This window comes from Clostridium sp. MB05 (genome assembly GCF_046581255.1).
Lineage (GTDB): Bacteria > Bacillota > Clostridia > Clostridiales > Clostridiaceae > Clostridium.
This window is the reverse complement of sequence record NZ_CP174370.1, coordinates 3,619,096-3,640,803: the sequence shown is the minus strand read 5'-3', so window position 1 is coordinate 3,640,803 and position 21,708 is coordinate 3,619,096. Positions and strand designations below refer to the sequence as shown.

General features: G+C 27.7%; 24 protein-coding genes. 21 read left to right on the top strand and 3 right to left on the bottom strand.

Annotated features, from left to right (window positions below):
* Positions 1 to 107: 107 nt before the first annotated feature.
* The gene (locus tag ACH36K_RS17080; RefSeq protein WP_411168792.1) at positions 108 to 869 is read left to right on the top strand and encodes a DUF2087 domain-containing protein; all 762 of its coding nucleotides are present in this window, start codon (positions 108 to 110) and stop codon (positions 867 to 869) included.
* A complete protein-coding gene (locus tag ACH36K_RS17075) occupies positions 869 to 1,726 on the top strand; it encodes a GNAT family N-acetyltransferase (protein ID WP_411168791.1) in 858 nt (285 codons plus the stop codon). Before ACH36K_RS17080 ends, ACH36K_RS17075 begins: the two co-directional genes overlap by 1 nt.
* Positions 1,727 to 2,126: 400 nt before the next feature.
* Here the strand turns inward: ACH36K_RS17075 and ACH36K_RS17070 are convergent, their stop codons facing one another.
* Positions 2,127 to 2,672: a DUF3231 family protein gene (locus ACH36K_RS17070; RefSeq protein ID WP_411168790.1), complete on the bottom strand. Its 546-nt coding sequence runs from the start codon at positions 2,670 to 2,672 to the stop codon at positions 2,127 to 2,129.
* A 434-nt stretch (positions 2,673 to 3,106) separates the two neighbouring features.
* Between ACH36K_RS17070 and ACH36K_RS17065 the strand changes: the two genes are divergently transcribed.
* From ACH36K_RS17065 to ACH36K_RS17040, 6 genes are all read left to right on the top strand, one after another.
* The gene (locus ACH36K_RS17065) at positions 3,107 to 3,310 is read left to right on the top strand and encodes a hypothetical protein (protein WP_411168789.1); all 204 of its coding nucleotides are present in this window, start codon (positions 3,107 to 3,109) and stop codon (positions 3,308 to 3,310) included.
* 501 nt (positions 3,311 to 3,811) lie between these two features.
* Complete coding sequence (locus tag ACH36K_RS17060; protein ID WP_411168788.1) at positions 3,812 to 4,768, top strand: SGNH/GDSL hydrolase family protein; 957 nt, start codon at positions 3,812 to 3,814, stop codon at positions 4,766 to 4,768.
* Between the two features lie 28 nt (positions 4,769 to 4,796).
* Positions 4,797 to 6,863, top strand: coding sequence for a methyl-accepting chemotaxis protein (locus tag ACH36K_RS17055; RefSeq protein ID WP_411170724.1), 2,067 nt, complete (start codon positions 4,797 to 4,799; stop codon positions 6,861 to 6,863).
* A gap of 233 nt (positions 6,864 to 7,096) precedes the next feature.
* On the top strand, positions 7,097 to 7,576 hold the full coding sequence (locus ACH36K_RS17050) for a hypothetical protein (protein ID WP_411168787.1): 480 nt from the start codon (positions 7,097 to 7,099) through the stop codon (positions 7,574 to 7,576).
* Positions 7,577 to 7,870: 294 nt separating this feature from the next.
* Entirely contained in the window at positions 7,871 to 8,281 is a 411-nt protein-coding gene (locus ACH36K_RS17045; RefSeq protein ID WP_411168786.1) for a peptide deformylase, read from the top strand.
* Between the two features lie 64 nt (positions 8,282 to 8,345).
* The gene (locus ACH36K_RS17040; RefSeq protein ID WP_411168785.1) at positions 8,346 to 8,873 is read left to right on the top strand and encodes a putative immunity protein; all 528 of its coding nucleotides are present in this window, start codon (positions 8,346 to 8,348) and stop codon (positions 8,871 to 8,873) included.
* A 213-nt stretch (positions 8,874 to 9,086) separates the two neighbouring features.
* Here the strand turns inward: ACH36K_RS17040 and ACH36K_RS17035 are convergent, their stop codons facing one another.
* Positions 9,087 to 9,665, bottom strand: a complete 579-nt coding sequence (locus ACH36K_RS17035; protein WP_411168784.1) for a manganese efflux pump MntP family protein — start codon at positions 9,663 to 9,665, stop codon at positions 9,087 to 9,089.
* Positions 9,666 to 10,077: 412 nt separating this feature from the next.
* Here ACH36K_RS17035 and ACH36K_RS17030 point away from each other — a divergent pair, with 412 nt between their 5' ends.
* From ACH36K_RS17030 to ACH36K_RS16985, 10 genes are all read left to right on the top strand, one after another.
* Positions 10,078 to 10,743 carry an ATP-binding protein gene (locus tag ACH36K_RS17030; RefSeq protein WP_411168783.1) on the top strand — a complete coding sequence of 222 codons (666 nt, stop codon included), beginning with the start codon at positions 10,078 to 10,080 and terminating at the stop codon, positions 10,741 to 10,743.
* Between the two features lie 14 nt (positions 10,744 to 10,757).
* On the top strand, positions 10,758 to 10,967 hold the full coding sequence (locus ACH36K_RS17025; protein WP_322458617.1) for a ferredoxin family protein: 210 nt from the start codon (positions 10,758 to 10,760) through the stop codon (positions 10,965 to 10,967).
* Positions 10,968 to 10,976: 9 nt separating this feature from the next.
* Positions 10,977 to 12,044: a 3-methyl-2-oxobutanoate dehydrogenase subunit VorB gene (gene vorB, locus ACH36K_RS17020; RefSeq protein ID WP_411168782.1), complete on the top strand. Its 1,068-nt coding sequence runs from the start codon at positions 10,977 to 10,979 to the stop codon at positions 12,042 to 12,044.
* Between the two features lies 1 nt (position 12,045).
* A complete protein-coding gene (locus tag ACH36K_RS17015) occupies positions 12,046 to 12,795 on the top strand; it encodes a thiamine pyrophosphate-dependent enzyme (protein WP_411168781.1) in 750 nt (249 codons plus the stop codon).
* 1 nt (position 12,796) lies between these two features.
* A complete protein-coding gene (locus tag ACH36K_RS17010) occupies positions 12,797 to 13,345 on the top strand; it encodes a 2-oxoacid:acceptor oxidoreductase family protein (protein ID WP_411168780.1) in 549 nt (182 codons plus the stop codon).
* A 66-nt stretch (positions 13,346 to 13,411) separates the two neighbouring features.
* Complete coding sequence (locus tag ACH36K_RS17005) at positions 13,412 to 13,585, top strand: (2Fe-2S)-binding protein (RefSeq protein ID WP_411168779.1); 174 nt, start codon at positions 13,412 to 13,414, stop codon at positions 13,583 to 13,585.
* 148 nt (positions 13,586 to 13,733) lie between these two features.
* Positions 13,734 to 13,913: a hypothetical protein gene (locus ACH36K_RS17000; RefSeq protein WP_411168778.1), complete on the top strand. Its 180-nt coding sequence runs from the start codon at positions 13,734 to 13,736 to the stop codon at positions 13,911 to 13,913.
* Positions 13,914 to 14,198: 285 nt separating this feature from the next.
* Positions 14,199 to 14,588 carry a zinc-ribbon domain-containing protein gene (locus tag ACH36K_RS16995; RefSeq protein ID WP_411168777.1) on the top strand — a complete coding sequence of 130 codons (390 nt, stop codon included), beginning with the start codon at positions 14,199 to 14,201 and terminating at the stop codon, positions 14,586 to 14,588.
* A gap of 106 nt (positions 14,589 to 14,694) precedes the next feature.
* On the top strand, positions 14,695 to 15,378 hold the full coding sequence (locus ACH36K_RS16990; protein WP_411168776.1) for a response regulator transcription factor: 684 nt from the start codon (positions 14,695 to 14,697) through the stop codon (positions 15,376 to 15,378).
* A complete protein-coding gene (locus ACH36K_RS16985; RefSeq protein WP_411168775.1) occupies positions 15,379 to 16,752 on the top strand; it encodes a sensor histidine kinase in 1,374 nt (457 codons plus the stop codon).
* A 332-nt stretch (positions 16,753 to 17,084) separates the two neighbouring features.
* Here the strand turns inward: ACH36K_RS16985 and ACH36K_RS16980 are convergent, their stop codons facing one another.
* Complete coding sequence (locus tag ACH36K_RS16980; protein WP_411168774.1) at positions 17,085 to 18,851, bottom strand: sulfite exporter TauE/SafE family protein; 1,767 nt, start codon at positions 18,849 to 18,851, stop codon at positions 17,085 to 17,087.
* Positions 18,852 to 19,122: 271 nt separating this feature from the next.
* Here ACH36K_RS16980 and ACH36K_RS16975 point away from each other — a divergent pair, with 271 nt between their 5' ends.
* The 3 genes from ACH36K_RS16975 (at position 19,123) to ACH36K_RS16965 (ending at position 21,561) form a co-directional block, all read left to right on the top strand.
* Complete coding sequence (locus tag ACH36K_RS16975; protein ID WP_411168773.1) at positions 19,123 to 19,740, top strand: superoxide dismutase; 618 nt, start codon at positions 19,123 to 19,125, stop codon at positions 19,738 to 19,740.
* A 292-nt stretch (positions 19,741 to 20,032) separates the two neighbouring features.
* Positions 20,033 to 21,133, top strand: coding sequence for a peptidase S41 (locus ACH36K_RS16970; protein ID WP_411168772.1), 1,101 nt, complete (start codon positions 20,033 to 20,035; stop codon positions 21,131 to 21,133).
* On the top strand, positions 21,130 to 21,561 hold the full coding sequence (locus ACH36K_RS16965; protein WP_411168771.1) for a DUF2809 domain-containing protein: 432 nt from the start codon (positions 21,130 to 21,132) through the stop codon (positions 21,559 to 21,561). Before ACH36K_RS16970 ends, ACH36K_RS16965 begins: the two co-directional genes overlap by 4 nt.
* The last annotated feature ends 147 nt before the right edge of the window (positions 21,562 to 21,708 follow it).

Genomic DNA, 21,708 nt, shown 5'->3' with positions numbered 1-21,708 from the left:
CTCATTTTCAAAATACAAACTTAATTGAAAAATGTTTATTTATATATAGACTAATTTGCAATTATGTTTTATTATAAATATATAAGGAATAATTTGGAGGTATAATTATGGATAATGAGTTTTTTTGGAGAGCTTCTATAGATGAAATAGAAAAGGGATTTGTAGAAACAGAAGAATATATAAAATGTATAGTATGTGAAGAAATATTTATTAAAGGAAGAATATATGAAATAGGTGGTAACTTATATGATGCAAAAAAGACTGCTGAGCTTCATATAAAGGAAAAGCATAAATCTATGTTAAGTTATTTATTAAATATGAATTCACTTTATACAGGGATATCATCATCTCAAAAAGCAGTAATTGAACTAATAGCTTTAGGACTTACAGATAAAGAAATAGCAGCAAAGTTAGGTATTGCCAGTTCTACTATTAGAAACCATAGATATAAATTAAGAGAAAAGGAAAAACAAGCTAAGTTATTTTTAGCAACTATGAATTTACTTGCTAAAGATACAAATAGAGATATAAATGTGTTAGAAGAAGATGTTATTTGTGATGCACACAAAGGAGCAACAACATTAGATGATAGATTTAATATAACTAAGGAAGAAAAGATTAAGGTAATAGAAACTTATATAGATGAAAATGGTGCGTTAAAAAGCTATCCAGCTAAAGAAAAGAAGAAAATTATACTATTAGAAGAAATAACTAAAAACTTTAATGTAGGAAAGAAATATTCTGAAAAAGAAATAAATAGAGTATTAAAAAGAATATATGAAGATTATGTAACAATAAGAAGAGCTTTAATTCAATATGGGTTTTTAGATAGATCTAAAGATTGTAGTGAATATTGGGTGAAGGAATAATGATAAAGAATTTCTTAGAATTAAATAATGATGAAAAAATTTTAGCATTAGAGTTTATAAAGAAAAATGAAAATACTGATTTATCTTTAGTTGAAATTGAGGAAGAGATTAAAGGGAAGTTATGCAATTGTGGAGAAGGTGTCTTATTCTATTTTGATGAAAATATAATATCAGGTAAGATATCAGTTATATTAGAATTAGTAAATAAATTAAAAACAGTTTATATAACTGGATTAATCTGTCCATTAGATAATGAAAAAATATTAAAATCATTAATTAATGAGGCATTAGAATTATCTAATAAATATTATGCTAATAAGGTTTTGCTTGGGATAAGAAATAGTAATTTGCTTAATTTGTCTGAAGATATTGGACTAAAAATAAGTTATTCATCCTTCAATATGATTTTAAACAATAGAGAAAAATCAAATGATGTGTTAGATAAGATCAAGTTATCAAAAGAAAATATTGAGGAATATGTTGATGTATATAATAAGTCTTTTATGGATATGCCTCATGGAACTTATATAGAAATAGAAGATGAAAAAGGCTATTTGTCAAATAAAAATGACAATGAAGATTATTTTATTGTACTAGATAAAGATGAAAATATAGGTTTTTTAAATACAATTATTAATGATAAAAAAGCTTTTTTTGATATAGGATTAATAAAAGAGTATAGGGGAAAAGGCTATGGTAAAAAATTATTAGAAACAGCAATACAATTCTTAAACGAAAAGCAAGTGGAAGAAATTTGTTTAACAGTAATAGAAAAGAATAGTATTGCCTATGAAATGTATAAGAGAAGAGGGTTTAAAGTTTATAATAAACTAAGTGATTGGATAGAATTAATGTAAATTCAAAGGGGGGCGCGAAACGCGACTTCCTTTGAAAATTGTGAAAATTAATTTTTAAAATAGTTAAGTTGAGTGGAGTAGTATTCATATCTTAACTAAATAATGAAGCTATTGACAATAGAAAGTGTGGTGTCTATGGTTATTATTTAGGATTAAGAATGAGGAACCGTACCATAAGTAAATGAGGTCTTTTGTAATACAGTGGTTCAATAAGATTCGACTCCACCATTTAAATGTACAAAAAAAGAGGATAAGGTTAACTTCTAGGCGAATCCATTATTTTTAGGATTCGCCTTCTTTTCTTCTACAACTAACGCCTTACGTTAGTTAAATAATATAAAAAAAGTAGAAAGCAGATATTTGTATCTGTTTTTCTACCATTTTACAAACTTGTTATTAATTATTGTTGTTTTGTTTCATGATGAAGTGGTGGTGGAACTAGCCAACCTTTATCTTTCATGATTTGTAATAATGCTGCACCATCTTTTGCTTTTTTTGCACCCATTTGGCCAAATAATAACCCAACATCTTCACGAATTGCTTGACTCATTCCTTGACTACTTGCTACAACAGCTGCTGCTATATCAGCAGCTACTATATAAGCTATTTGTGCATCTTGCAATCTCGCGCCAACTGGAATTTGTTCAAGGTCTGCTTCAGGTCGTTCTGCTGGTGTGGGTGGAAGCGCGATATCGTTATGCAGTAATACTTCTTCTATGTCTTTGATTGATGGTTTGATTGATGATTCAATTACTTGTTTTAAAAATGCTTTTAACTCTTGGTCACCAGTATGATTAATAAAAACTTGATAACTGTCTAATGCACCTTTTGAAACTGATAAAGAGCTCCATAATCCAAATACCTCGCCATAATGTAAAGGCTCATCTTTAGGATTTCCACTTAAAATTCCCATAATAATATTACTTCCTTTCGTTATTAGATTCATAGAATTCTCCTTCTCATAGAATAGTCACAAAACTATTATTTGTCTAATAGTAGATTTTATACATATGATGTGGTAGAAGACTTGTTAATTATGAGAGAGAAAGTAGTAGCAGCAATTACGAAGATGCAGAAGATTTATACCCCTTCATCAATGCAATGAAGGCTCATAATATATTAAAAGACCTCACTTACTACCGATACGGAGAAGCGTACCTGTGGAGAACCAAACTTAAAAGAAAGATATAAAACATTAAAATCAAGCCAATAATATAACATAATAGAATTTGCTTATGATATAATTGGTTTAGTGAATTTTTTGAAGTGTAGATAAATAGGACTTTGAGGGAGGGTTTATGAATAAGAAATAAATAACTTTTCTGATTATATTTACATTAATCGCAAAAAAATAAACTTGAAAATATAGATTTTAAAGATTTGATTATTAAATTAAATGAGTGGTTTTTAGATACAGAAAAAGATGAAATATATCCTAACCTTAGGAAGTGGATTAGATATGAATCTTTAGGAGAAAATGCAGATATCAAACGAAGAACCCAAGGTGAAAACCTTAATATTATTTCAAAGCTAAACTGGTATGAAGAGAATACTAAGCCTAAATATGTTTATGCGATTATATGAACAACGTCGAGTAAATCATCTATGGCTTCTAGAAAATATGAATTATGTTTTTTACTATAAATCTCAAACTCATTGGAGTTTGGGATTTATTTTTTTGTAAAAAATGAAGCTGTGCATTAATTACTTAGTGCGACAGATCCTAGTAACCAAATAAATATAAAATCTTGCTGAGAATGGCTTAATAAAAACCTCTAATTAATACAAAAATCTGGGATATTACGGACAAACATTAATGTCCTAAATTTTTCCATTTTTCTTGTGGTTAACAAACTTATATTTACTTATATTATGTAATATTAAGGGTGATTAAAAAAATATTGCAAAATAATCCTTAATATGACATAATAATTGTATATATTAACCATATCGGTATCGAATTTTATAAAATTCAGGAGGTGAGATCTTAAGCATATACTCTTTATAATTAATGCTAATGATAAAAGGTTTTCTTATATGGCTTATAGAATATTAACAACTATTTGATAAAGGAAGTGAAGAATAATGAAAAAAAATTTTAAATTTATGGTTGCAATTTTTTTAACATGTATTTTAGTTTTTAGTGGAGGTATATATCTATTAAAAAAAGAAAAAGTTAGTGAAAAGTTTACTCAGGTATTTGCATTTGGAGACAGTTATTCTGACAATGGAGAAGCAAAAAAAATCAGCGCACAAATTATGGCAAGCGCTAATAGACCTGATGATGCATATTTAAAACCTTCTGATGAATTATATTGGAAAGGTAGATATTCAAATGGTCCTACAGCTGTTGAAGTATTAGCAGAAAATTTAGGTGTACCATTAGTTAACTATGCCACAGGTGGCGCAACTAGTGGAGAAAAAAACTATTCTGAGTGGATGGATCACTTAGGAAATACAGGGGTTCTCGGACAAATTGAAAAATTCGAAAATAGTTTAAAGGAAGGTAAGGCTGATCCTGATGCATTGTATTTTATTTTCGCTTCTGCCAATGATTATTTTTCGTTCATGGATTATTCATTACCAGGTACAGTTGAAGATGTGGCAGATAAAGCTGTTGATAATATAAATAATGCTATTAAAAGATTAGTCACACTTGGAGCAAAAAACTTTTTTGTAGTAAACAGCAGTGATTTATCACTTGTACCTTATGAAATTACTAGCAATAGAACAGAATCTGCTGAAGTTTTTGTAAAACATGTGAATAAAAAACTTCCTGAATCCATAAAAGAATTACAAAAAAACTCAAATATAAAAATAATGATGTTTGATCTCCCTGCAATTAGTGACAATATAATGAAAAATCCAAGCAAATATGGATTAGTTGAACTAGATAAAGAAGCTCAAAGTACTTATCCAGAAGTTAAACCAGCAAGTGCTAATCCAGAACAATATTATTTTTGGGATGAATGGCATTATACTTCTACTGTGCATAAAATCTTGGGAGAAGAAATGTATGATAAGGTGAGAATGTTTAAATAAAGAAACATAATATAAGGAGGTAGTTACTCTGATTAAGAAATTTAAAAGTATTAAAACTCAATTTTTAATTATTACTATATTTATTATAATATTAGCACTAGCAATTGTTGGTATTAGTATTAGCTATCAAGCAAATACGCAAGCTAGAAAAGATTATCTTAATAATTCTCAAGAACAGATGAAATTGGCTGAGCATTCTATCCAGACTTTCTATGATCAAATTGATAAAAATATAGATATGCTAGCCACTAATCCGTTAATAGTTCAAGCAAACAAGGGTAATATTACCAGTTATGTCAATACTACGGAAGATACTAAAATGACACCCTCTAAGAATGGACAAATAGAACGTGACATTTATAATATATTTGATCAATATGCAAATTCACATCCGGGTACCATGTATGTTTATTTGGCTACTAAAGATGGTGGTTATCTAAATTGGCCAGAAACTAATATATCAAAAAAATATGATCCAACTTCTAGGGATTGGTATCAAAAAGGTATAGAAGGAAATGGGGAAATAATAAGAACAGCTCCATACAAAGCCGATACTGGTTCAATGATTATAAGTAATGTACGTTCATTAACTGATTCTAATGGAAATATATTAGGTGCAATAGGAATTGATGTTGAACAATCTGTTATTAGTGACATGTTAAGTAAAATGAAAATAGGTAAAACAGGCTTTTATATGCTTGTACATAATACAGGAATGATTATGGCAGATGGAAATAATGCTGATAATAATTTTAAAAATATAGAAGAAATTAATATACCAGGAGTAGAAAAAGTATTGTCAAAAGATTTAAAGTCTTTCGATGTAAATATTAATCAAGAAAAATATATTGGTAATACATATGAAATAAAGGGTACTGACTGGGTTTTAGCATCTTTTATGTCAGAAAATGAATTAATAGCAAGTGCTAAAAAAACATCTTTTATAGTCTTTGTTATTTCAATATTTATGTTAATTCCAACATTTATTTTAATTAACATTAGTACAAAGCGAATTACTAATCCAATAATTAAATCTTCTGAATATTTAAAAATACTTGCAAAGGGTGATTTCTCTCAAGAACTTGATTATAAATTATTGTCAAGAAAAGATGAAATAGGGTCAATTACCAATGGTATTAATAATATGAAAAGTTCATTAGTGAATTTAGTGGATAGTATTAAAGCAGAATCCTCCGCTATGGAACAGAAAGTCAATAATATTGTAGATAATGTTCAGATATTAAATAGTGACTTACAAGAAATATCTGCAACTACAGAAGAATTAGCTGCAAGTATGGAAGAAACCTCAGCTGCATCTGAACAAATGTCAGCAACTTCACAAGAAATGGAAACAGAGATTAATTCCATAGCGCAAAGATCAGAAAAAGGTGCTATTGCTGCTAATAAAATTAGTAAAAGAGCAACTTCTATTAAAGAAAATGCTACTATTTCTCAAAAGAAAACTGCTGACCTACTTCTTCATACAAAAATGCAACTTGAGCAAGCAATAGCAGATTCAAAGGTAGTTGGCGAAATCGATATTTTATCTAAAGCTATCATGGATATAAGCGAAAAAACTAATTTGCTTGCATTAAATGCTGCTATTGAGGCTGCAAGAGCTGGTGAATCTGGAAGAGGGTTCTCTGTTGTTGCTGATGAAATAAGAAAGCTTGCAGAACAATCAAAAGATACAGTGCTAAAAATACAAGCTGTAACAACAGATGTTATATCTTCAGTAAATAATCTTTCTAATAATTCTAACAATTTATTAACCTTTGTATCTACAGATGTTGCTAATGATTATCAGGTGATGTTAGATGTTTCAGAAAAATATAACGAAGATGCTAAGTTTATAGATGAACTAGTAAGAGAAATTAGTGATACTTCGGAGGAACTTTTTGCTTCAGTTAAAGAAGTTTTAGGAGCTATAAATAACGTGGCTTTGGCCGCTAACGATGGAGCCTGTGGAACTACAACTATAGCAGAGAGAGTTTCCAAAGCAAATGATAAATCAACTAATGTTATGCAGGAAGTTTTAAAGTCAAAAGAAAGTACTGATAAATTAGAACAAGAAGTAAATAGATTTAAAATATAATCTATTTTAGAGCGTGTAAATAAAATTTTTTACATTAGGGTATGGTGAACGGTATCATAAGTAAATGAGTTTATAGCCTTAGTCAAGTAATATAAATGGCTAAGGCTATTTTTGTTCCTTAAAATTGTATCATAAGTAATATTTTTGCAAAATATGTTATGATAAGAAGAGACAGGTAAAAGGTAAATGGGAATTTATAGAATTAATCAATTATAGAATTAGGAGGTAAATAAATGAATATTTTTGCTGATTATCCTACTGGAATACATGAGAATCCTTTTAATATAAATGCCAAAGGAATTTATTTTGCATATTTGACTAATCGGGAATGTTGCTTGTCATACTTATCAGAGCAATTAGACGATTTTGGCTATATTAATAAAAATCTATATCATGCTATGCCAATGGGATACACCAATTTATGGGTTCTTGAAAGAATATTTGTTGTAAATTCCGAAGGAGTTTGGAAAATATTTAAAAATGAAGAAAATACTCATATATTATTTTGTATAGAAGATAATGGACAATATAAGTTGATTTCACAATCTGAGTTATTAGAAATAGTTCATTGGAATTTTGAAAATCAGAATAGCTCTATAAAAGAGGAACTTTCAAATTGGTGTATATTACTCAAAAATGCTAAAGAGAAACTGCAATGTACGAAAATATCTGCAGTTGGCACAATCTTACTAGAAAACTATTATTGGCATTAGCAGATTGAATTAAATATTGAGTGGAGTAGTATTTTAATTTAACGGACTAGACAACAAATTCCAACTTGTAGGGAAGATTAAAAGAGGTGTAATTAGTGGAATATATACAGGAGAATAAAATAGAAAACCTCACTTTAAAGTATTCACGGAGAAACGTACCATAAATAAAAGAGATTTTTACTAAAATCGGATAATTAAATATACAATTTAGGTTGCAATTGTATTATAATACGAAATAGTTAAATAAGAATTTTTATATCTTTATATAAGAAAAATAGAAAGGTTGGAATAAAGATGATAAGACCGGTTGTAAATGATATATTATTCCTAGGACAGAAATCAGAACCTGCTAATAAAGCTGATGTAGCAGTTATTGATGATTTAGTGGATACGTTAAGGGCTAATTTAGAGTATTGTGTTGGTATGGCTGCTAATATGATAGGAGTTAAAAAACGCGTATTGGTTTTTAGTATAGGGGATATCATAGTTCCTATGGTTAATCCAGTTATATTAAAGAAAGAGAAAGCTTATGAGACAGAAGAAAGCTGTTTATCTTTAACTGGCTTCAGAAAAACAATGAGATATGAAGCAATTGAGGTAGAATATCTTGATAGAAACTTTAAGAAGCATAAACAAACATTTACTGGATTTACTGCACAGATTATTCAACATGAAGTAGACCATTTCGAAGGTATAATAATTTAAGAGATAAAATTGCTTATGATGAGATTTTTAAAATAAAAAAGATATTTAAGAAAAAGGGGTTACTATGGCTAAAGTACGAAAAATGATTGGAAAAGCAGATTCACCATATATTGTTTCTCTTATGAGATTAATAGAAACACAAAGCAAAAATACAATTGTAAAATGGTGTAATGAATATGCAAGGGAGAATATTCTACCTATTTATGAAAAAGATTATCCTGAGGATTCTCGTTTAAAAAGTGCATTGAATGCAGTTAATGAATGGTTAGAAGGAAATATGAAATTAACAGAGGCAAAGAAAATTATTAAGGAAGTTCAAATAGCTGCTAGAGAAGTAGAGGAAAATCCAGCTGCACAAGCTGCAGCTAGAGCAATTGGAGCAACAACGGCAACAATTAATACTGTAACGAGTTCTTTAGGACTTGCATTTTATGGTGCTGCAGCAATAGCATATTCATCTATTGGTGTTAATGAGAAGAGTGAGGTTTATGATGAAATTGCAGCAAGAGAGTGCAAAAATATGGAGGAAGATTTACGTAAAATTTCTATAATAAATGAGCCTAATCCAGCAAAAATAAATTGGAATTGCTAAATATGAAAATTTATTTAAGAATACGCAGCATTGAATCTGCGTATTTTCTATATGAAAACAGAAGAAAAAAAGCTACACTCTTAGCCAAGTTATTAGCAAGAAGTGTAGCATAAAAAGTTTTACTTTTTATATCCAAGACATTGATATAAGTATAATATAAGAGCTGCAACGGAAAGTATTTTACATTTCTTGATTGTGCTACAGCTACATTGTCTACATTAAGTGTTCAAATAATATCTTAATTCCTATACCTATTAAAATAATTCCACCAATTATTTCAGCATAATTTTGCACATACTGTCCAAGCTTTTTGCCAAGAAAAACTGCCAAGAAGCTTAATACAAAAGTAGTTATTCCTATTATTGTTATAGAAGGAATAATACTAACACTTAGAAATGCAAAACTAACTCCAACTGCTAAAGCATCGATGCTAGTTGCAATAGCTAATATAGTTAGCTTCTTATAAGAGAATTCATCTCTTTCACATTCTAGAGGGACATCATTCTCTCCACCACGTATATCCCTAATAGATTCTATTAACATTTTTCCACCTATAATTCCAAGTAGTATAAAAGCTATCCAATGATCAAAAGATTTTATATAGCTTTCAAAATATCTACCACACCACCAGCCTAATAAAGGCATAAAGGCTTGAAAGCCACCAAAGAATAAGGCAACTCTAAAAGAGTATTTAAATTCATCTTCTTTTAAGCAAATACCTTTAGCTAAAGAAACAGCAAAGGCATCCATAGATAAGCCTATTCCTGTCATGAAAATTGAAAAGAAACCCATAATATGTAACTCCTTTATTATAGAATTTATTTCAAAATACTAATTAATATTTAGGATTTTATTGACTTTTATAGATGATAAACAAATAAAAAAGACCTATACGTAGCAAAGCTACGCATAAGTCTCGTTATTCAATACTAAGCCAGAACCAAGTTCAATATGTTGACTTAGTAACTCATTCTAAAATAGAGCTAACTACTCCCCTATACATAAAAAAAGTATTTATTACATCTAAATATGATATCAAATTATAATGAATATATCAATAGTTAAAATGAAATATATAGATGATTAGTAACAAAAAACATTAAAGTAAAAATCTAAGAGAATTTTGTTATAACACCTTTTATTATCATAAGATACAAAATAGAAAATATAATTTAAATAAGAATGTTTAAGAAGGAGTGTTAGTGTGAGTAGGATTAAGATATTTACTGGACACTTTGGTAGTGGTAAGACAGAAATTGCAATTAATTATTCTATTAAGAGGGCTAAAGAAGGTAAAAAGGTAGCATTAGTTGATATGGACATAATTAATCCTTATTTTTGTGCAAGAGATATTAAAGAAACTCTAGAAAATCATTATAAAATAAGGGTTATAAGCTCTAGAAAAGATTTAGTTAATGCAGAACTTATGGTGCTATCAGGAGAAATTTTATCTGTATTTAACGATAAATCTTATGAAGTTATATTTGATATTGGTGGAGATGATGTAGGGGCAAAGGTTCTGGGTGTGTATAGCAAGTACTTTGAAGATGAAGATTATTCAATGTATTATGTTTTAAATAACTCAAGGCTAGAAACCTTAAATTGTAGCATGGCAAGTAAATATCTAAAATCTATAGAATTATCTAGTAAGTTAAGAGTTACTGATATTATATCGAATACTCACATGATGAAGGAAACAGAATATAAACATATATTGAAAGGAGATATAGAATCTTTGAATTTATCTAAGTTTTTAAGCATTCCTTACAAATATACTGTGTGTACCAAAAACTTTGAGAAGGTAATAGAAGATAAAGTTAATGGAGAAGTGTTACCTATAGAATTATATATGGACATGCCTTGGGAATAATAAGGAGGAATCAAATGGCTAAGGTTATATTTAAAGAGGAAATATGTAAAGGGTGTGGGCATTGCATAAATATATGTCCTAAAAAAATTATAAGTTTTAAAGAGAATTTTAATAGCAAGGGATATCACCCAGCTGGAATAAAGGAGAATCTTATGAGTGAATGTATAGCTTGTGCATCTTGTGGGAAAATTTGTCCTGATTGTGTAATAACGATTGAAAGGTAGGAGATAACTATGGGTGAAAAGTTTCTAATGAAAGGAAATGAAGCAATAGCAGAAGCTGCTATTAGGGCTGGATGCAAATGCTTTTTTGGATATCCTATAACTCCTCAAACTGAATTAATAGCATATATGGCAAAGAACATGCCAAAGGTTAATGGAGTTTTTTTACAAGCAGAAAGTGAAATTGCAGCTATTAACATGGTATATGGTTGTGGAGGGATAGGGGTTAGATGTATGACTTCATCATCTAGTCCTGGAATAAGTTTGATGACAGAAGGGATATCATATTTAGCAGCTGCACAAGTACCTTGTGTAATAGTTGATGTAGTTAGATGTGGTCCAGGTCTTGGTGGAATACAACCTGCTCAATCGGATTATTTATTTGTAAATAAAGGATTAGGACATGGGGATTTTAATATACCAGTTTATGCGCCAGCATCTATTCAAGAAATGATAGATTTAATTTGTGAGGCATTTGATGTAAGCGATTTATATAGAACACCTGTAATGATAATGGCTGATGGTATGCTAGGACAAATGATGGAAGGTGTTGAATTTAAGGATAATAAAAAAAGAGTATTACCAGAAAAGAGTTGGGCTGCAAATGGTTTAGGAAAGAGAAGTAAACATAATATAATAAATTCATTGGAGTTAAATCCAGAGAAGCTTGAAGAACTTAATATGGAGCTACAAGGAAAGTATAAAATAATAAAAGAAAATGAAGCTAAATATGAATTATATAACTGTGAAAATTCCTGTGATCTAATATTAGTTTCTTATGGGATAACGGCTAGAATATGTAAAAGTGTTATAAGTCTTGCAAAGAAAGATGGAGTGAACTTAGGCTTAATAAGACCTATAACAACATGGCCATTTCCTAATGAAGCATTCACTAAAACATTAGGAAAATGTAAAAATGGTTATTTGTCTGTAGAAATGAATTGTGGGCAGATGGTTGAAGATGTGAAGCTAGCTGTAAATGGAAAAGAAGAAGTTAGATTCTATGGTAGAACAGGTGGAATTGTACCAACAGTAGATGAAATATATAAATATATAAAATCTATTATTGGAGGTATATAAGATGAGCATTGTTTATAAACCAACAAAGGTACTTTTAGATGTTCCTACACATTATTGTCCAGGATGTACTCATGGAATAATTCATAAGTTAGTAGGAGAAGTAATAGAGGAATTAGAAATATTAGATAAGACTATAGGAGTTGCATCGGTTGGATGCTCTGTACTTGCATATAATTATTTTGCTTGTGATATGTTCCAAGCACCACATGGAAGAGCACCAGCAGTGGCTACAGGTATAAAAAGAGCTAATCCAGATAAAGTAGTTTTTACTTATCAAGGAGATGGGGATTTAATAGCAATAGGTACTGGGGAAGTTATTCATGCAGCAGCAAGAGGAGAGAATATAGTGACTATCTTTGTAAACAATTGTATATATGGCATGACAGGAGGACAAATGGCACCTACAACTTTAGAGGGGCAAGTTACTGAGACATCTCCATATGGAAGAGATATTAAAGTACAAGGATACCCAATAAGAGTATCAGAAATGATAGCAACATTAGATGGGGCATGTTATGTTGAAAGAGTAAGTGTAGATAATATACCTAACCTAACCAAAGCTAAAAAAGCTATAAAAAAAGCCTTTAATAATTCAATTCAAGGATTAGGTTATTCTTTTATAGAGGTATTATCTACATGTCCAACTAATTGGGGCTTATCTCCAGTTGATTCTTTAAAGTGGCTTAGAGAAAATATGATTCCATATTATTCATTAGGTGTTAAAAAGGATTGTAAAAAGGAGGATAAGTAGAATGATTAAAAAAGAAATTATATTTGCAGGTTTTGGGGGACAAGGGATATTAACAAGTGGAAAGCTGTTAGCTTATGCAGCTATGGATAAAGGATTAAGCGTTTCGTGGTTACCATCATATGGACCTGAAATGAGAGGTGGAACAGCAAACTGTTCAGTTATTATTTCAAGTGAAGAAGTTGGGTCTCCTGTTATATCAGAAGCAGATGCAGTTGTAGCTATGAATAAGCCTTCTTTAGATAAGTTTGAAAAACTGTTAAAGAAAAATGGAACTTTAATAATAGATTCAGATATGATAAAGGATGAAGTGCTTTTTGACAATGTAGAAGTATATAAAATTGATGCTGAAACAAAGGCAGAAAGGCTCGGAGATAAGAGAAATGCTAATATGATACTACTTGGATTTTTAATTAAGAAAATAAATATAATTTCAATAGAAGATATTCTAAACTCTATTAAGAAGTATGGAAAAAAAGAAAATTATGAATTAAATAAATTAGCAATAGAACTAGGAGCAAAAATAGCAGAAGAAAAAATTAAAAATATCTAGAAATTATAATAAAAAAACCTCTTTTGAAAATAATAAGTATGATAATATTATAAAGAGGTGATTAATATGGATTTAATTTGTCTATGTAAAGGTGTAGAAAAAGATGTAATAGTTAAAGCTATTAAAGATGGTGCTGATACATTTGAAAAAGTTCAAGAAGCAACTGGAGCCGGAACAGGATTTTGTGGAGCAAGTAGATGTAGAGATAAAATAGAAGCTTTAATAGAAGAAAACAAATAAAAATATTACTAAAGAGCTTTGGAGTTAATCTAAAGCTTTTTAATTTCTTAAGATTTAATTAAATATGCTAAAGTTAGAATAATTTGTAACGAAAATGTCAATAAATCATTTTATAATAATAGTATAAGTATAATAAGGAGGTGATTTAATGATGAAAAAAATAGATACTAATAAGCACTGTAGCTTAAATAAATCCATAAGAAACTTATTTTATAAAAAGCAGGATATAAATAATTCAATTTATTATACTGAAGAAGAAAAGAAAGTTTTAACAAGTCAAATAGAAAAAGATATTTATGATACATGGAAAAAGATAAGATATACCTAAAATAAATGAAGAATAAAACATAATGTATCTAAAATATAATAAAGTGATAGTAAAGTTATATAGGAGAATATATTTTAGTGATCAGTAATAGTAAAGTTCATATTAAAATTTTAACAATCCATTACAACTATAAAAACAAGGTTAATAAAATAAGAGGAAATATGGATAAAATTGAATATTATTTTTGAATAAGAAGTTAGAGTTATTATAAATTCTGACTTCTTATTTATTTTAAAGATGATAAAATAAATATAATAAACTAAGTATTGTATAAGGAGAATAGATATGTTTTTTATAGGGATTTTTGGAATAGAAAATAAAGAAAAAGAAATTAAAGTAATAAATAATTTAACATGTAAGAGTTGTAATAGATTAAGTATGGCTAGAGTTATAAAGAATTATGAATTTTTCCATTTCTTTTTTATACCTATTTTCAAATGGAATGAAAAATACTATGTAGAATGTGGAAGTTGTAAGAAGATATTTTCTATTTCAAAGGAAAAGGGAAAGATGATAGAAAGAGGAGAAAATATAGATATAACATATTGGGATTTAAATGAAGTTAATGATGCTTATGGTTATGATTATAATATAAATAGTGTTTGTAAAAGTTGTGGTAAGGTAGTTGATTCAGAATATAAATATTGTCCATATTGCGGACATGAAATTAAATGATAGTTTAAATTAGATATTTAGAATATCTTCATAATACCTTCAAAAGAATTTGATAAAGTTTATATTATTATATATATGACTGAATATTAAAAGAGGGAGGTTTAAGATGAGCAATATTTTAATAATTGAAGATGAAGAAAGTGTAGCTAATGTAATAAAGGCATATTTAGAAAAAGATAAATATAATGTAAAGGTATGTAACTCTGGAATTAAAGCATTAGAAGTTTTTAAGGAAATAGATTTCCAGCTTGTTATATTAGATTTAATGCTACCAGATATAGATGGAGAAGAGATTTGTAAAATTATAAGAAGAACTTCTAATGTGTATATATTTATGTTAACATCAAAAGCTAGCTTAAATGATAGAATTGTTGGCTTAGATATAGGAGCTGACGAATATTTAGTTAAGCCATTTAGTCCAAGAGAACTTACAGCAAGGGTAAATGCTTTATTTAGAAGAATAAATACAAATAATAAAATAAGTGATATTTTTAATGATGGAATACTAAAAATAGATTATGAAAAGAGAATAGTAGAGCTTAAAGGCAAGGAAATACCATTTACACCAAGTGAATTTGATATTTTATATACTCTATTAATTAATAAAGGAAAGGTTTTATCTAGAGAGCAATTAATTGAAAATGTGTTTGGGATTGATTTTGATGGATATGATAGAACTATAGATGTACATATAAAAAATATAAGAAAGAAAATAGAGGAAGATACTAGAAATCCTAAATATATCTTAACAGTAACAAAGGTTGGATATAAGTTCGGTGGTGATATATAAATGCAGAGCATAAGAAAAAGACTAAGCATATTATTTGTAATATCATCCATTTCAGCAATTATATTAATTATATTATTTGTTAATATGACTATAAATAATAAGTTTAATAAATATATGATAGATGTTCAAAATAAAAGAAATGAAAGAATAGTTTCGTACTTTGAAGAAGCATATAAAAGAGATAAAAGATGGACTGAAAATTCTGGAGTTGAGCTAATGCATGAAGCATATATGGGAAATTATTGCTTAACTTTAAGAGATGCTGATGGAAATGTAGTTTGGGGAATGGATCCAGCTGATATAAAAGATAATAGTCATTTAAAAAATATGAATATAGAGGATAAGGGAGTATATGTTACTAAGAACTTTAACATAGTACTAGACGGAAAAATTGTGGGAAATGTAGAGTTAGGTCAATATTCTTCTATATTATTAACAGAAGAAGATTTAGAGTTTAAGTCATCTATAAATAAAAGTATAGTATTAAGTGGTATAGGTACAATATTAATTATAATTATAATAAGCTTATATATTTCAAAGCAATTATCAATTCCAATAAAAAAGGTAGCAAGTATATCAAAAAGACTTTCAAGAGGAGATTTTGAAGCAAATTCTAATGCAAAAAGTGACATTGAAGAGATTGAAGAATTAAGGGAAAGTATAAATATATTAGGTGAGAAGTTAAAAAATCAAGATATGTTAAGAAAAAGGCTTGTGTCAGATATATCTCATGAAATAAGAACTCCACTTAATGTTCTGCAAAATAATTTAGAAGCAATGATAGATGGAATTTTTCCAGTATCTAATCAAAGATTATCTTCCTTAAATGATGAAGTAATAAGATTTGGAAAGTTGTTAAATAACTTAGATGTATTAAAGGAATTCGAAGATGAAAGTATAAATTTGGAATTTGAAGAAATTTTATTAGATGAATTTATTATTGAGTTAGCTGAAGATTTTTATTTAGAGGCTAAAAATAAAAACATAAATTTTGATTATAGTATAGAAAAAAATGAAACTTACATTATTCCAGGAGACAAAGATAAGTTAAGACAAGTATTTATAAATTTAATAACTAATGCAATTAAGTTTACAGGCAGTGATGGAGTGGTAAGAATTAATTTATATAAAGAAAATAATAAAGTTATAGTAGAAGTTGTAGATACAGGAGAAGGAATAAAAGAAAAGGATTTACCTTTTATATTTGAAAGATTATATAGAGGAGATAAGAGTCGTCAAAAAGTAGAAGGTAATGGTATAGGCTTAACAATAGTAAAGAAAACACTAAGTTTACATTATGCTAATATAGAAGTAAAATCTAGTGAGGGTAAAGGAACAACATTTAAGATTATTTTTGACAATGTAATAATGTAAATAAGAGAGTGCTTTATAATTTCCCTATTTACTAGCATAATATATTAAAAAAGATTTATATATTGCATATGTTAATAGTAGAAAGTTATTAGAATTAGTAAATTTAGTAAACTATAAAGGGGTGCGCGTTTTGTGCACCCCTTTATATTTATATACTGAGAGAATATATAATTACACAAAATTATATATTTTTCATATTATAATAGTTTTGAATTTTACATTAAGTGACGTTCTAATACCAAGATTATTAAGTTAATACTTATTATATTGGTATCAGAACGCCATTTAAATTTTTATTGATATTGAAATTGAAATTATTAGCTTAAAAGTATTTAATTAAAACTAATATATTTATTTAGAATTCCATCAAAATCAATATTATCTATGTCATCAACTACTTCAATTATACAAAGAATTTCACCGTTTTTAGTTATTGCATACCCACCAGGATTATTGAAGTTTAATTTGATTTCAAATATTGATTTTTGCCCAGTAAAGGATTTTACCACACTTCCATCTTTAATATTTGATATTATATATTCACCTTCATAATTAGTATAATTATTTAAATCTATAGTGAGATTGAAGTTTAGATTATTTTTTGCAACTAATATTAGTGGTTGAAATTCATTACCTACACCATTGATAATAGCAGTCTGAAATTTTTCAGTAACTTTTGAAGTTGTAATTAAGCTTTCTGGGTAAGTAGGGGAATCATTTAGTGGAACAGCACAACAGCTAGGTCCATTACTAGCACTAGGAAGTGATGGATCATACTTAGATGAATCCACTGAAGCTAGGTCATCAACCACCTTAATTACTCCTCTAATCATTCCCATCCAACAACTGAAATTTATATCTTTGTCATCAGGTGTAAACTCTATTACATTTTCACCACTTTTAAGTTTTTGTTGAATATTTAATGAGTTAGCTACTATTGAATTGTTACAATAGTTAAGGCTTTCCCCATTAATGACCCACTTAACAGGTATTCCCTTTTGAACATAAAATACATTAGGGCTGTAACCATTATTATTAGCAGTCATATTTATAACTTGAACTCCATCTTCTATAACTGCTTTAGAGGAATCTGTGCTAGCATTTGATGCAAAAGAATTTTTCATCATAAAGCCTAATGGATTTAAATTTATTCCAGAAAGAGCTAAGCCTCTATTACCCATTATTATTCCTAAAACTATAATAAGAACACCACTAAACTTAACAAGTTTTTTAGTATAGCCTTTGCTTAAGAAACCAGAAATTGCACCAAAAGTAAGCATTAGAGGAACAGTACCTAAAGCAAATATAAACATTGATAAAGCTCCTTTTAATGAACTTCCAGTACCAAGAGCGAAAAGCTGCATAGTTTGAAGTGGACCGCAAGGCATAAATCCATTTAAAAGTCCTACAATGAAAGGTGAATTAAATTTTCTTTTATACTTAGATAAAAAGTTAGGAATTCTTATACTAAACTTTCTAAAAAATTTAAATCCTGATATGTTTAAACCCATTATAACCATAAATATCCCAGCAAATATTTGAATGAATGCTTTTGCAGTAATTGATAATGAAAATACTGATCCTATACCACCGATTATTCCACCTAAAATAGTATAAGAGATAACTCTACCAACATTGTATAATAGAGAAGGAGTTATGGATTCAAGTTTGGATTTACTTTCTTTAGCAAAAGATAAACTTTGAGAGAGCATTATACCTCCACACATTCCCACACAGTGGATGGATGTAAATATACCAACTATAAAAAGAAAAGCATATGAAGCATTACTAAGTTTTGATTCCATATCAAAACCACTAGTTCTGAATCCAAGAATTAATATAATAAATATTATTGCAAGTATTCCTATAAATTCAAAATTGCTTGAAGCTTCAGTAGAATATCCAGCTTTATTTATAGCTTTTTTTATTTCATCTAGATTGCATAGATTACTATCATATTCAAGGTCTATTGTTTCTTTAGTATAGTTTGATTTGGCGCTTATTACGCCATTAATTTTTTTCACAGAGTTTTCAATTCTTTTTTCACAAGATGTACAAGTCATTTCATAAACTTTAATTTTTTCTCTTTTAATACTCATAAATATCCTCCTAATTACTAATTAAAAAAAGTATATTAAATAATTGTGTTATTTTTATGAAGATAATAATAGAGCTATTAAATAAAATTAAAAATGAGCTTAAAGTTGCACCTAAATATGAATATGAATTAATGAATAGATGCTTATGTGAAATAGAAAACTAAAGCAATCTAATAAAATTAGTGGTTTAATATATACATAATAATTACAGTATATGGGGAAAGTAATAATGGTTTTTAAGTAAAAGATTGAGATAAAGGAGAAATAAGTTATGTATAATAAAATAAACTTACCATATGCATTTAATGCATTAGAGCCCTATATAGATGAAGAAACTGTAAGAACTCATTATGAAAAACATCTACAAACATATGAAACTAATTTAAATAAAGCTTTAGAAGGATATGAAGAATATACAAAAGGAAAAACATTAGATCAATTAATAAAAGATATAGAAGATCTACCAGAGGCAATAAGACCAGGTGTTGTAAACAATGGTGGAGGAGTATCAAATCATAATTTATATTTTTCAATACTTTCACCAACTCCTAAAAAAGCTCCAGAAGGAAAGCTACTTGATGAAATAAATAAGACCTTTGGAAGTGTTGAAAACTTAAAAGAAGAATTAAGTAATGCAGCTATAACCCAATTTGGATCAGGATATGGTTTTTTAGTTAAGGATAAGGATGGAAAATTATCTATAGTTAAAAGAGTTAATCAAAACTCACCTGTAATGGATAATCTTATACCTATTTTAACAATAGATGTATGGGAACATGCTTACTACTTAAAATATAAAAACTTAAGAGCTGAGTACGTTAAGAATATATGGAATGTAATAGATTGGGAAAAGGTTGAAGGTCTTTACGAAGATTGTCATAATATTTAAAAACTAATGAAAAGTACACCAAACTAGTAATTTGGTGTACTTTTTTATTAATTAAGCCCATGAGTAAATATTAAAAAATATAACTATAATTAATGGTATTACTAATTATATAGAAGAAATAATAGATACATTTATTTTAATTAAAAAGCATAAGTTTAGTTAAGGGTTATGTGTCTCAAAATTTAATAAGACTTTGATAAACAGTAATTTAGATAAACTATATTTACTATATAAAGAAAGTAAAAATTAATCTATAATATTAATATAATTATTAAAAAATTAAGGAGCTAGGATGAGTAGTAAATGGGAAGAAAAATGGTTTGAGGATATAGATTATTTAAAAGAAAATCTAATAAAAAGACATAAAAATTTATTTTTTAATATATCAAGCGAAGAATTTGAAGAAAAAATAAACTATTTAAAATCAATTGTAAATAATTTAGATTACGATGATATGAAAGTTGAGTTAAGTAGAATTGTTGCATCGGTTAAAGATGCACATACTTCTATTATTTTTCCAGTAAAAAAGTATTTACCTTTTAAGTTTTATTGGTTTCAAGATGGAATATACATAATAAAAACAACTGAAAAATATAAAAATCTGTTGTACAAAAAAGTGATTTCAATTGAAAACACATTAGTATATGAAGTTATAGATGAGCTAAAAGAAATAATATCATGTGAAAATGGTTTTTTATTTAAAGAACAAAGTATGAAATATATGCAAGCTGTGGATATACTATATGGGTTATTGTTAATAGATTCAGTAGATAGAGTTAATATTCAATTAGAAGATTGTGAAATTAACGTAGAAACTTTGTCCTTAGATGAATTAATATATAATGAAGAATATAAATTGCCTATGTATGCAAAAGATGAGTTTAAAAACTTTTGGTATGAGCATATAGAGAATACAAAAGAAATATATATAAAATATAATTCCTGTAGAGAAGGTGGATCCATAAAATTAAGCGAAAAGATAAATGAAGTAATAGAGTATATTAATGAGAATTCAATTGGAAAACTAACTATAGATTTAAGTAACAATTTAGGAGGAGATTCTAGATTAATTAGACCGCTTATAGATTTTATTAAAATAAACACAAATATAAATAAAAAGGAAAATTTAAGAGTTATAATTGGTAGAGGAACTTTTTCTTCAGCATTATTAAATGCTTATGAATTTAAGAATGAAACTAATGCAAAACTTATAGGAGAGCCAACTGGTGGAAAGCCTAATTGCTATGGAGAAATATTAAAATTTCAATTGCCAAATAGTAAATTTATAGTTACCTATTCAACAAGGTATTATAAATTAATAGATGATGATTCTGTTATAGCATTATATCCAGAAGAAATATTTTATAGAAAAATAGAGGATTATAATAAATGATACCATTGAGAGGTTTATTTGATAGTAGAGAAAGTAGTTTTATTAGGAAGAGAATAATTTATTTGTTACTTACTTTAGTTGTAATGTGTTTAGGTTTAGCCTCAAGAAGATATATTGATTATTTGCCTAGTTTTATTGCAAATTATGCAGGGGATACCTTATGGGCAACAATGGTCTACCTTGGAATTTCTTTTCTATTTAAGAAGCTTTCCATAAGGAAGGTTACAATAATATCGTTAATTTTTTCTTATACAATAGAAATTTCTCAGTTATATCAAGCAAGTTGGATTAATGAAATAAGAAGCACTCTATTAGGATCATTAATATTAGGACATGGTTTTTTATTCTCTGATTTAATTTGCTATACTATTGGTATATTTATAGGGATAGTAATAGATAAACTAATATTAAGGATAAAATTTGATTAATATTAATAAACTCATATACTAATAAATATATAGATAGGAGTTGCAATTTTTTTAATATAAATTTAAAAGTATTGTTTTATATGGAGTTAAAACAAATTAGCATTAAGACAATAAGAATTTAATTATTTCATAATTATAGTATAAATA